Source organism: Chloroflexus aurantiacus J-10-fl (assembly GCF_000018865.1).
Classification (GTDB): Bacteria; Chloroflexota; Chloroflexia; order Chloroflexales; family Chloroflexaceae; genus Chloroflexus; species Chloroflexus aurantiacus.
This window is the reverse complement of the sequence record NC_010175.1, coordinates 794,661-807,406: the sequence shown is the minus strand read 5'-3', so window position 1 is coordinate 807,406 and position 12,746 is coordinate 794,661. Positions and strand designations below refer to the sequence as shown.

Sequence of the window (12,746 nt, the reverse complement as noted above, 5' to 3'; positions counted from 1 at the left end):
CCACACCCGGACACGCGCCGTCAATGTAACCTGCCCAACCGCGACAGTGTCGGTATGTGCTGCCTCATGCGATACTTCGCCGATAACAGGCTGAACATACAAATGTGTTTTGTATGCCATTGTCTGCCATACGGCAACCCCTATCAAGCCTGCTTGCGTCACCAACATGCTATGTTGACACGGTCGATGATATTCTTGATGTCGTCGATCAAGAGGGTCCGAAGACATTCAGAAGATCGGTGGTTCTGAAGCTCTGGACGAGCCGTATTTGCAGATCGTGCCCCGCGAATGATCCGCAAGCACGCCGACTGGCTGGTCATTTTGTTTACGTTTCTGCCGCTGATCATCTCCAGCGCGGCCGTTCCGATTCACAGGTCGCGACTCTGGTTATGAGTCATCTGCGCCATAATAGGCGATCAGACCCTGGAAGACTTCTTCACGGCAAGCCGCAGTTTGCACCAATGATGCCAAAGTGCTATAATGCAGCGTAATCATTACCATATCCACGCAATAAATCTCGCGGTCAACCGCTGCATCTTCGGCTGATAAATTCTATCAGGCGATCCTGCGGGCTAAGGGAGAAGCTAATTTTGTTGACGCCGGATGCATCGCAGTGTATCCGGCGTCACTCAGAGAGCAGATTGAGATAGGGGCATGCGCCGACAGAGTGAGGAAACCTCGATGAACACAACCTCCTGGCTCTTTTGAGTGCTACTCCCGGCGGTCTTCGCGGCACTCAGCCCGATCTTCGCTGAGATTGGCGTCCATGGCATTGACTCTGATCTTGCTGTCCTGATCCGCACCGCAGTCATCCTGTTCGTGCTAGCTGGCAGGCAAATGGTTCAACCTGCTCACGCTCAGTGGCAAGACCCGGGCTTCCTGATCCTCTCGGGTCTGGCCACTGGCACCGTGTGGGTGTACTACTTTTGGGCACTGAAGATCGATGAGGCGTCGAAGGTTGTCCTGATCGACAAGCTTAGTGTCGTACTGGTAACAATCTTCACCTTTCTGTCAGAGCGATCCTCGTCGCCGAATGGCTGGATATCAATGGTGCAGGTGGGCGTTGTAGTCCTGGTCTTGCAAGCCTAGCGGTGAGGTATTGATAATGTCTGTGCCACTCTTAAGTACTCCAGAGTTGGTGCTCTTTATAATCACGCTTATCGGACTTGGATTGATCGTTAGCAATCGGCTCCGCGCCGACCTTGCCGCACTTCTGGTGTTAATCGCTCTCGGAGTCACCCGCGTGCTTACTCCGCAGGAAGCCCTGAGTGGCTTCAGCAATAGCGCCGTCGTCACCATCGTCGGGCTCTTCGTCATTACGGCGGCACTAGAGCAGACCGGCGTGGTTGCGTGGCTCGCCTCCCGCCTGGCTGCGCTCAGCGGCCAGGACGAGGGTCGCATGGTTGCTGTGTTCATGGCTGCGGGGGTCATCCTTTCACTGGTGGTAAACAACATCGCAGCCGGAGCCGTGCTGCTCCCTGCTGCGGTACGTATCGCACACCAGAATCGGGTGCCGCCATCGAAACTGCTGATCCCGCTCTCGTTCGGCACCTTGCTCGGCGGTATGGCCACTCTCTTCACGACCGCAAACATCATTCTCAGCGGCAATCTGGTGGCCCAGGGCCAGCGTGGGCTGACCATGGGCGACTTCCTTCGCTCTGGCGGGCCGCTGGTCGTCACCGGTATGATCTATATGCTGCTCGTCGGGCGCCGGCTCTTGCCAGCTCGCGAGAGTGTTGGGAGCACCGCTGTCTCCACAGTAGATCTTCGCAGCATCTACCGCCTCGACGAACGCCTATGGGAAGTGTGGGTTCCAGAGGGTGCCGATGTGGTTGGTAAAACCCTGGCTGAGAGTGCAATCGGCACACACACGGGAACCACTGTGCTGGCGATCTGGCGCAGCCACGAAGCGAGGCTCAACCCCGCACCAGATGATCGGTTGCTTGCAGGTGACATCCTGCTTCTGTTAGGGCAAGAAGCCAACGTTCGCCAGCTCGCGTCCATCGGCCTGCAGATTGGCCGCAACGGTGTGTCCGATCTGAACCGGAACGTACCAATCGAGCTTGCCGAGGTGGTGATCGGGCCACGGGCGCCTGTTATCGGCCAGACGCTCAGGCAACTCCAGTTCCGCACCAGGTTCGGGCTGACTGCCGTGGCTCTCTGGCGCGATGGACGAAGCTATCGCACCAATGTGGGCGACTTCCCGCTTGAGACTGGCGACGCGCTGCTGATGACCGGCTCGGCGACGCGGGTACGTCAGCTCGCTGCTGAGCCCGGCTTCATTGTGCTGGATACACCCCATGTTGCCCCGTCTCCCGGACGGAAGGCCTTCTGGGCGGCACTAATCACTGCTGTGGTGCTGCTCATTGCTGCGGTGGGCTGGGTTGCGACGTCCGAGGCGATGCTGGCCGGAGCTGCGGCGCTGGTACTGGCCGGCTGCATCAGTATGGACGATGCCTACCGTGCAATAGAGTGGCGGGTTGTGGTACTGATTGCAGGGTTATTGCCAATTGGCACAGCGCTTGTCTCGACCGGCTTGGGTGCACGCTTGGGTTCTATCCTCACTGAAAGTCTGGCAGCATACGGTCCACTTGCGCTGATTGCGGGGTTATTCCTCGCCACCGTGCTGGTAACGCAACTGGTTGGGGGGCAGGTCGCTGCGTTGATCATTGGCCCTATAGCAGTCAGTGCCGCGATGAGCGCAGGCACCAACCCACAGGCGGTGGCAGTGGCGGTAGCCATGGGCTGCTCCGTCGCCTTCCTCACTCCGATTGCCCACCCGGTCAACGTGCTAATGATGGGCCCAGGTAATTACCGCTTCGGCGACTTCTTCCGTGTCGGTTTCGGGCAAACTGTGGTTTGTTTCATAACTCTGCTGTTGACCATGCCTCTCGTGTGGCAACTCTGAGCCGCCCTCTCCGATATCCACCACACCTGTATACGGACTGGACTGGTTGCGCTGGCCCAACAGTATGCCCGGCCAGTCGAATAGCGCTCGCTACGACTGAGCCTGACCAGTTGCTCGATTCAAAGTTCGACCCGGTAAGCGATAGGTGCTCGCCAGCTACACAGAGCATGTTTGAAATTTTCAGGAATTACGCAGTTGAGAGCTGGGTAGAGCGTGGATGGGCCAGGTAGGCTCGTATCGCCTCACGGACAATGGCGGCTGTGGCCTCAAACCACGACGTGCCTGTCCGCAACCGGTGACATTCCGGGCGGAGGAAGGCCCGCAGCGCCAGACCGATATGATTCCGCTGGGCACGAGCGGCGCGGTACTGGGCGCGTTCGATGCCGCAGTCCTGCGTGCTACCGCGATGGTACGCTTCGATGCGCCATCGAGAGCGGGCGTACTCCGCCCACTGGTCAGCACCCATCGCCAGGTCGCTCGTGGCCCAGTCGTCACTGCCACCGGCTGGGGTGGCCAGCGCGACCACCGTGCTGACGCCATCGCCCGTCAGATGCACGACCGCGCCCGCAGCCGGAATCGGTACGTCCCTGATCGGTCGGTTACCCGACCCATCGGGATCAACCAGACGATTGGCGTTCAGGTGGGTCAGCCACGGCCAGTGGAGCGAGCGCACCAGGTTCAGGTGCTCCAGGCTGGCATACCAGCTAGCGACGGCGAGCAGGCGAGGCAGAAACCCGCGTGCCGCCGCTGCCTGCACTATCGCCCGGATGTGGTCGTGCTTGGTCAATCCGTCGTGTGCGTTGTCGTAGATGCGGACGTCGCAGGGCAGGTGGACGTTCCCATCAGTCCACAGCATACTGATCAGATTGATACCCACGACGACTCGCTGATGGTTGCCCAACCACTGGCGCGTGACGAGCGCAATCGCCCGGCTCTACGGCGTGTCCAGCGTCGTGTCGTCGATCATCAAGCAGCCCGTGGTCACCGACACACAAGGGCGAACCGCTTCCCACACGGCAGTGCCATCCGCACAACACCGGTGCAGCAGACGCGTGGAGGCAGCATGCGCCGGACCGTTTGTGGGCGCTCCCGGATGGCAGCGTGCTGCTTCGGTCGTGCTGACCACGTGCTGCGCTGCGACGAGAACGTGGATATAGTCCAGTTCGTCACACGTTGGTGGGTTCATCAGCGCACACCTCCATCATCAGCCAGGAACACGGTAGACGGAGCGACGAGTGCAACAAGCGAGGACACGGTTTGTAGCCTCACGTATACACCATCAGTCGGGAACTGCGTAACTCCTGATAGATAACCAACCAAAAGTACCTGCGATGTGGTCAAGCAAGACATTCTTGCGCTATCGAACGCATGAAAAGCGCTAACGCTTCAAATTAATAATGCATCTACCGTAGCCTAATCTATTGAAAACATATGTTCGTCTAAAATCAACCCAAAAATGTGTGCAACTATTTGACCAATATTCCGGTTTTATATATACAAGACTATTTTCTTCAGACAAGGAGATTGATATGCGCCGGAGCTTGATGAGATTGGGCCTACTCACCCCTCCACCGCCGCCTGCACCACCATCACCGCCGCCAGATGTGCCTGATCAGCAAGCATTGTGGTTAGAGGCACAATGTGAGCAAGATGGACGATTACTAGCGTCAACGCCATTCTGGCATCCAAAAGCAATCCGACGCATGTTGCGATTACCAATGGCGTGAAAAAACCAGCAGGTTTAAAGCCTCACCTTGACACCTGGAAATCCCAGAGAGGCTATCATAACAACGTAGGTTGCTGCGTCCTGTTTTCTTGGCGGAAACACCACAGATACTCGATTGAAGTCAGGCAATTCCCTGCCTGACCTCTGAAATTCATGCAGGGAGAAGTGCGATCACCATCACCATACAGGCGTGGTCGGTCGCAACCCGTCGCCCGCAGCGGCGGCAGGCGGCAATGGCGGGCTGAGCGCACGAGCAGCCCCATCCGTGACGTCAACTCCCACCACATTCCCACGGCAGCAAACGCGCCATTACCCAACAAAACCGACTGGGCCGCATGCCCGACAGCATCGAGCTGCACACGTAACCAGACAATGAACGCCAGGCCAGACTGCCACGCCGTACCAGACAGTGTCGCTGCCGGTCAGGCGCATGCAGGAAACATCGGCAGGAACCGCACCGAGATCGTCCGTGTGAACCCGTCCACCATCGCCGGCAACCAGGACCGGGCAGGCACCGCTGGGCCAGGCGCATCCCGCGCTTGAAGATGGGTGTACACGTGGCTTGCAGTCAGCTCCTCCCCGGTACTGTCTGGCTGGTGCATGAATACCGAACTATATCAAATATTGACTCCACTGTGCATCGTGTGGGTTGTCAGTCTTGTATCGGCGCACTGTCAGGGTGTCACCGGTGAATCGCTGGAAGTTTGTCACCAGCACACGAACCGCTTCACGGGCAGTTGCGTTCAGGTGTAGCGCCAGAGTAATGGGTTGCGAGCGTGTCGTGATTGCACTGCATCCAGCGGTGCCGTGCGATACGCCCTACCCTGCCTCGCTTTCGGGGGTAGTTCTTTAATGGCGTGTTGTGAGTCAAAGTCATCCGTGATCCGAGTACAGATCAGGATCGCCCAACCAGGAGGATGTGTGCCTGAGTTACAGCCTGCTCTAGCGGCCATACCTGACCGATTTGCCAGAAAGCGCTGAAGTCGTCCGGCGGCATGCGCAGACGAAGCGTATCGATCTCCTGTTGCGTCCAGCGAGATTCGAAGCGAGGTGCCCACAGACCGCTTCCCTGGCGAAAACGTCTGGCTGCACTCCACAGGCAGAGAGCGTGTACCGGCTCTTGCATAGCCAGCGCAACGGCAGCCGACAGTTCGATACCCGTTATCATGGCGGGTCGATCATGAAGCACCGCCAGAATCTGCAGCGCCTCTTTCAGATACTCCCTGGCCGCCGGGACATCTTGCTGGTGGAGGGCGATTCGCGCACGATTGAGGTCAGATGCGCAACGGAGTTGGCGATCGATTGTGTCCTCGATCAAGCGATCGGCGGCAGCCTGGTGGGCAACGGCGGCTGCCAAATCATGATTGGCAAGGGCAAGCCGAGACAGATCGAGCAACAACTCGGCCACACTATGCGCATCAGCCACCTCCTGATAGATTGCCAGGCTGGACTGAAATGCTGTGATGGCAGATTCCAGATCATCTTCGTGGTAAGCAAGACGGCCAAAGTCCCGCCAGATTTGCGCGATGTACCGACGGTCGCCCAATTCGGTAAAGATGCTCAGTGCTTCCTGTAAATAAGCACCTGCCTCTCGATAATTGGCTTGTGCTGTTGCGCTTTCGCCCAGGCCGCGCAAGGCATAGGCAATTCCACGCTGATAGTTGAGTTGACGGGAGATGAGCAGTCGCTGCTCAAAGAATCGCGTCGCCTCTTGCAGGTTGCCTTGAAACGCCTCGATCCATCCCATGACCCCATAGCCATCGGCAAGGCCGCGCAGGTCATTCAGTTCTGCTGCCAGTTGCAGTTGCTCCCCGGCAAATCGAGCCGCAGCGTCCAGATCGAGCTGGAGCCGTGCGAGCACGCCAGCGCCATACAACAGGCGGATGCGCACCTGCCCGGATGGAGCAGTACGCGTGAGCATTTCCTCTAGCCAGCGGCGCCCCTCGCAATAATAGCCACGCACCAACCAGAAGCGCCAGATGCGGGATGCCAGCAACGCGGCAAGTTGGGCTGGTACCCCGGCGTGATCGCAGCCCCAACTTAGGGCGGCGCGTAAATTGTCGTGTTCACGCTCCATCCGATCCAACCACGATTGTTGCAAAGCGCCGGATAAACCCGCCTCCGCCGTTTCTACAAGATGCGCGTAATAGCGCAGACGATGTTGCTGAATGCGGGCTTCTTCTTCCTCGCTTAGCATTGTCAGAAGGTACTCGCGTAGCGGCTCCAGCAGTCGATACCACGCTTCACCTTCGTTCCGATGATCGACCGTAATGAGCGACTTGCTGACCAGGCGATTAAGTATGTACAACAGTTGATGGGTGGCGCTAAATCCCGCTTCGCCGGCAATTGCTTCTGCGATTGCCAGCGACCAGGTGCCGCGCAAGACAGCCAGATAGCGCAACAGTGTACGTTCGGGGTCGGTAAGGAGGCGATAGCTCCATTCGATGGCGGCACGCAACGTCTGGTGGCGGGGCAATACACTGCGACGTTGATCCACCAGCAAGCTGAAGTCCATTTGCAGATGCTCTGCAAGCTGCTGCGGCGCCAGGGTGGACATCCACGCTGCCGCCAGTTCGATTCCGAGCGGGATACCGTCGAGCCGCTGGCAGATGGCGGCCACTGCCGCCGCATTGGTGTCAGTCAAAGTAAAGGCGGGAAAGACAGCCTGACTGCGCGCTACGAAGAGTTGGATCGCTTCATACCGCATGATCTCGGTGGCGGAAGGGGAACTGCTGCGCCAGACTGGAGGAAGGGACAGCGGCTGAACGTGGTAATGAACTTCACCCGGTACAGACAGAATCTCGCGGCTGGTTGCCAGGATCTGCAGTGACGGGCATCGCTGCAACAACTTCAGCACTAGAGTCGCAACCGCTTCTATAAGGTGTTCGCAATTATCCAGGACAAGCAACATGCGCCGGTTACTCACAAAGTTGCTCAATACATCGAGCGGATGATCGGTGGCGCCGCAACGTAATTGCCAGCGTTCGAGCATAAGTTGTGGCAGCACATGCGGCTGCTCCAACGCCGCAAGCTCGACCCAATGCACGCCGTGTGCGTAACCAGGTGCCACCATTTCCGCCACACGCAGCGCCAATCTGGTTTTGCCACAGCCGCCAATGCCAGTGAAGGAGAGGAGGCGCACATCTGGGCGCTGCAAGAGAGTGCACACCTCTGACACCTCTTCGATACGCCCAATAAAGGAGGTAAGTTGGAGCGGCAGCGCCGGTGTGGGTGAGTACGCAGGCGACTCAGCAAAGGTGGACTCTGTTGATCGGGCGCTCTCAGACCGAGACGAGGGTGTAGATGTGCAAAGGGCTAGCCAACGCGCCACCGTCTCCGGCTCCGCCTGGAGTTGTAAGGCCGGCACAAAGAGCGCCAGCAGCGAATGACGGTCGAGAGGACGTTCGTTATTTTCGATGCGGCTAATGTGCGATTCGCTGTAGCCGGTAGCGATCGAGAGTTCGCGTTGCGACAGGCGAGCGCGACGGCGCAATAACCTTAACGCCTCTCCACACGTGGTGCAGGTGTCCAACGCAACATCTGTTGCAGACACAGGACACATCCTTTCGCGAACAAGAACCGTGATGGTGCAGATTATAGCGCACCTTACACCACGTTGCCTCGCCGTTTTGGCAAGAAATGGCAAAAAAGGCAAGTGGGTCTGTGCTATCGTTGTACGCAATCAGAAGGTCGCATATGTCTGGGTTGGCAGGAACAAGTGAGGGTAGCGTGTAGAGACCGTTGTTAGCGTGCTGAAGATTATCCATACCCTCACTTCTATTCCGATGGTGTGTCCCTGCTGCACTCTCGTCGCCGTCAATTAACGCATCTGATTGGGGCTGCCGTTGGGCAGGCGGGTAGGTACTTATATCGACCCCTCGCTTGTCATGTGTCAAGACACTGCTCTCGTATCAGGACTGGTGCCAGTGCTGCTGAGAGGAATGGGGATGAAGGACTGACAATCAACCCGATCCTCGGACTCAAGCTTCTGCTTCTCCTGATCATTGCTGGACTGTTGACATACGTCCATGCGCTTCTCCAGCCGCGTATTAACGCGCTGTTCGTGCGGGCAGGCGGCAATCCTGTGCCTCATGACCTCGACCGACAGATTGACGCCTTTCGCTTACGCCGCAAGCGCATGGCCTTGATCTGCATAGTTGTTGTGATCACGATTGCAATGCCTGGCGTGCACGTGTGGATATCCTTCCCATCGTGGTTGACCGTCGTCCTGGTGATTACCATTGGCGTGTTTACGTGGCGAGCCTACAGCAGCGTCAATGCATATGGATGGGTTTACGTAGTATGGTGAGATATTTTGCTGGCGTGTACTTGCCGGTGGATGGTGCAAGTACTGCACATAGAAGGATTGGAAATGGCATTCTTACCAAGAGACTATTTGCAGCGAGAATATGAGCTACGAGTGAACTATCTCAAAGACCATTTAAGCCGAATGTGGATCCGTTTCAACTTCTTCTTGACAATCAACACCGGTCTCTTTGCTATCGCCGTTGCCCAGAGTACCCTAGAGCTGTGGTTGCTTGCCAGCATTCTGGGCATCGTCATGAGTATCTGTTGGAATCAATTTGCGGCGACCGACAACTATCTGGTGGACGTCTACCGACGGCAAATAGCCCATGCCCATTTCTTGCTTACTCAAGATGCGGCATTCGATGGGATTCGGGCTGTTCAAGTTCCGCCTGAACTGAAGACGTGGACGTATACCGGAGCGATCGCCACCGAATACTTTGATCCGACTGACCGACAAATAAAGCCCATACGACAGAGTTTTTTCCAGCGGCGTATTCCCTGGCTCAGTGCAACCGAGCTTGGCGTCATCATCTCCTCACTCTACGTATCTGGTTGGTTCGTGTTGCTGATGGTTAAGGGTTGACAAAGCGGCGCGGGAAATTGGCGCTGCACCTCTTCTACGGCGTTTGAACTACTGTCAACCGGTTTGTAAGGCTCTGCAAACAGAGGAAGGAAAACACTCTATATAGCAAGATAGGTCCTTAAATAAGGAGGAATTCATGTCAACGTAACCGATCAAAGAGCTTGTCAATCGTGAGTTTCAAGTCTGGAATAAAGGCACGATCAAGGTGATTGATGCGATCTTCGCGCAGACCTACCATAAGGAGAAAGCCCATGTCGCCCCATGATGCAAAATCTGTGATCCGTCGCTTCGTCAAAGAGGTGCTCAATGACAAGAATCTGGCTGTGATCGATGAAATCTGCCCGCCCGATTATGTTGAACTTGACCCCTTACCTGGTCAGGGTCCCGGAGCTGCCGGCCTCAAAGCCTTTCTTGGCGAATCTTTCTTCAAGGCCTTCCCTGATCTCGTATGGGTGAATGAGGAGATGGTGGCCGAGGGGGAGTATGTGATGGCGCGCTCGACCTGGACGGGCACGCACCGCGGCGAATTTCTGGGCATCCCTCCCACCCATCGCGCTGTCAAGGTGGCGGCCTGGACTATCGATCATGTCGTCGATGGCAAGTTTGTCGATAGTCGCATACTGGTCGATGCGTTGAGCCTGCTGCAACAGCTCGGTGCGCTGCCAGCCTGGCCGCCGCCGCCGAAAACCTTTCAAGCCATGGTCGACGCAGCCTATCGCAGCGTGCCAACTATCAAAGCCGCCGATCTTCACCGCCGCTTGAAAAGAGAGCCAGACTTGCTCATCATTGATGTGCGCGACGCAGCAGAAGTCGCCCAGACCGGTGCGATCCCCGGCGCCATCAATCTTTCTTACGGCACACTGACCTACGCGGCTGATCACACAGCCCCGGAAGACTGGCGCGACCCCCGGCTGGCCGACCATGCCAGACCTATCGTGACCACCTGTGGCCTTGGGCCGTTAGGCGCGTTGGGCGGCGGACTGCTCCATGAGATGGGCTTCACCAATGTGCAGATTCTCGAAGGCGGTGTGCAGGCATGGATCGATGCCGGGCTGCCAGTAGTAAAGCCTGGTGATCAGTGATACTGAAAGTTCCATTGCACGGTGATCTCCGGCTGGAAGATTGTCGGCGAGCAGCGTTGAGCGTAGAGGCAATTCGCACGCTCACCGGCGCCTTGATCGAGAATTTCAGGACGGAGGGCTGGCTAGACATGTTTCGTTAACACTAACCATTGCCGTAGAACTCATCTCAATCAGGCAAGGAGAAGGCTTATGACCAACCAGATTGAGAACATCATAGGCAAAAACCGATGTTCCCGACAAGGCGCAGCGGTCACTCGAGAACGGCAAGATTGATGTGATCACTGTCGGAAGGCTGACATTCTACCGCGAAACCCTTAAACCTGGCTGGCAATGGTCGAAGAACGTCAAGCCTGTCGTTGGCGGGGAAAGTTGTCAGCGATTCCATGTGAAGATCTTCCTCACAGGTCGTCAACGAATCCGCATGGATGACGGTACCGAGATGGAATTTGGTCCAGGAGATGTAGCAATCATGCAGCCGGGACTCGACGCCTGGGTTGCCGGTGATGAACTGAATGTGTTGATCGAACTTGCAGACATCGTCCGGCGACTAAAAGAATAAAGGAGGTGAATAACCATATCCGACACCATGCATGCAGATATGCTGACGACATCCCCGCTTGAAGTGATTCAACGCTTCAACGATGCCAGCAACCGGCATGATGTTGACGCCATGATAGCCGCAATGACCGATGACTGTGTATTTGAAAACACCTATCCAACGACAGATGGCGAGCGTTACGCGGGACAGGTAACCGTCCGTGCCTTCCGGGAGCGTTTCTTTGCCGCCTCGCCCCACGCAACCTTATGAAATTGAGGAAAGCTTTGCTTGTGGAGGATCGCTGTGTGGTGTGCTGGCTCTATCGGTAGGTTGAACAGGACGGCAAACACCGACACGTCCGGAGAGTAGATGTTTTCTGCGTGCGGGATGGGAAGGTGGCCGGATTGCGCGACACACGCGCAATCCGGCCCAAATGTGGACGTTCGGCCCGTCTTGACGCAGACTACCGTCAACGTTGGGATGTGGAATAGTGCTTCAGTTGGATGGATACTTGCCGTCGATTGGTGGTGCATTATGATAGTCAGGAGTTACGTAGTTGAGAGCTGGGTATAGCATGGATGGGCCAGGTAGGCCCGTATTGCCTCACGGACAATGGCGGCTTTGGCCTCAAACCATGACGTGCCTGTCCGCAACCGGTGACATTCCAGGCGGAGGAAGGCCCGAAGCGCCAGATCGATAGGATTCCGCTGGGCACGGGCGGCGCGGGGCTGGGCGCGTTCGATGCCGCAGTCCTGCGTACTACCGCGCTGGGACGCTTCGATCAGCCACCGGTATCGGGCGTACTCCGCCCACTGGTCAGCACCCATCGCCAGGTCGCTTGTGGCCCAGTCGTCACTGCCACCGTCTGGGGTGGCCATCGCGACCACCTTGATGAAGCCATAGCTCTTTAGATGCACGATTGTGCCCACAGACGGAATCGGTACGTCCCTGATCAGTCGGTTGCCCGACCCATCAGGATCAACCAGGCGATTGGCGTTCAGGTGGGTCAGCCACTGCCAGGGCAGCGAGCGCACCAGGTTCAGGTTCTCCAGGCTGGCATACCAGCGGTCGAAGGCAAGCAGGCGAGGTTGAAACCCGCGTGCGGCCGCTGCCTGCACCATCGTCCGAACGTGGTCGTTCTTGGTCAACCCGTCGTGTGCGTTGTCGTCGATACGGAAGTCACCGGGCAGGTGGGCATTCCCATCAGTCCACAGCATCCTGATCAGATTGATACCCACGACGACTCGCTGATGGTTGCCCGACCACTGGCGCGTGACCAGCTCCATCGCCCGGCGCTACGGCGTGTCCAGCGTCGTGTCGTCGATCATCGAGCAGCCCGTGGTCACCGACACACAAGGGCGAACCTCTTCCCACAAGGTGGTGCCATCCGAACGACACCGGTGCAGCAGACGCGTCTAGGCATCATGCGCCGGATCGTTTGTGGGATCTCCCAGATGGCAGCGTGCTGCTGCTGTGGTGCTGACCACGTGCTGCGCTACGACGAGAACGTGGATATAATCCAGTTCGTCACCTTTCGGTGGGTTCATCAGCGCACACCTCCATCATCAACCAGGAACACGGGAGACGGAGCGACGAGTGCA

At 57.3% G+C, this 12,746-nt stretch carries 9 protein-coding genes and 2 pseudogenes; 8 read left to right on the top strand and 3 right to left on the bottom strand.

The window, feature by feature from the left end; all coding sequences use genetic code 11:
* The first annotated feature begins 708 nt into the window (after positions 1-708).
* Positions 709-1,089, top strand: coding sequence for an EamA family transporter (locus tag CAUR_RS03170; protein WP_012256504.1), 381 nt, complete (start codon positions 709-711; stop codon positions 1,087-1,089).
* Positions 1,090-1,105: 16 nt separating this feature from the next.
* Positions 1,106-2,908, top strand: coding sequence for an SLC13 family permease (locus CAUR_RS03165; protein ID WP_012256503.1), 1,803 nt, complete (start codon positions 1,106-1,108; stop codon positions 2,906-2,908).
* Positions 2,909-3,095: 187 nt separating this feature from the next.
* On the opposite strand, the pseudogene CAUR_RS03160 reads toward CAUR_RS03165, so the two are convergent.
* Positions 3,096-4,094: pseudogene (locus tag CAUR_RS03160) on the bottom strand (IS701 family transposase).
* Between the two features lie 343 nt (positions 4,095-4,437).
* Between CAUR_RS03160 and CAUR_RS03155 the strand changes: the two are divergent.
* Entirely contained in the window at positions 4,438-4,635 is a 198-nt protein-coding gene (locus tag CAUR_RS03155) for a hypothetical protein (protein WP_044233428.1), read from the top strand.
* Positions 4,636-5,529: 894 nt separating this feature from the next.
* Here the strand turns inward: CAUR_RS03155 and CAUR_RS03150 are convergent.
* Positions 5,530-8,196 carry a tetratricopeptide repeat protein gene (locus CAUR_RS03150; protein ID WP_012256502.1) on the bottom strand — a complete coding sequence of 889 codons (2,667 nt, stop codon included), beginning with the start codon at positions 8,194-8,196 and terminating at the stop codon, positions 5,530-5,532.
* An 810-nt stretch (positions 8,197-9,006) separates the two neighbouring features.
* Between CAUR_RS03150 and CAUR_RS03140 the strand changes: the two genes are divergently transcribed.
* From CAUR_RS03140 to CAUR_RS03120, 5 genes are all read left to right on the top strand, one after another.
* A complete protein-coding gene (locus CAUR_RS03140) occupies positions 9,007-9,525 on the top strand; it encodes a RipA family octameric membrane protein (RefSeq protein ID WP_012256500.1) in 519 nt (172 codons plus the stop codon).
* Between the two features lie 251 nt (positions 9,526-9,776).
* Entirely contained in the window at positions 9,777-10,607 is an 831-nt protein-coding gene (locus CAUR_RS03135; protein WP_012256499.1) for an ester cyclase, read from the top strand.
* Positions 10,604-10,747, top strand: a complete 144-nt coding sequence (locus CAUR_RS03130; protein WP_157866372.1) for a hypothetical protein — start codon at positions 10,604-10,606, stop codon at positions 10,745-10,747. The genes CAUR_RS03135 and CAUR_RS03130 overlap by 4 nt, the downstream gene beginning before the upstream one ends.
* Positions 10,748-10,881: 134 nt before the next feature.
* Positions 10,882-11,166 (top strand): cupin domain-containing protein, encoded by a 285-nt coding sequence (locus tag CAUR_RS03125; protein WP_012256498.1) that lies wholly within the window; start codon positions 10,882-10,884, stop codon positions 11,164-11,166.
* A gap of 39 nt (positions 11,167-11,205) precedes the next feature.
* The gene (locus CAUR_RS03120; protein ID WP_157866370.1) at positions 11,206-11,415 is read left to right on the top strand and encodes a nuclear transport factor 2 family protein; all 210 of its coding nucleotides are present in this window, start codon (positions 11,206-11,208) and stop codon (positions 11,413-11,415) included.
* Between the two features lie 278 nt (positions 11,416-11,693).
* Here the strand turns inward: CAUR_RS03120 and CAUR_RS03115 are convergent.
* Positions 11,694-12,692: pseudogene (locus CAUR_RS03115) on the bottom strand (IS701 family transposase).
* Positions 12,693-12,746 lie beyond the last annotated feature (54 nt).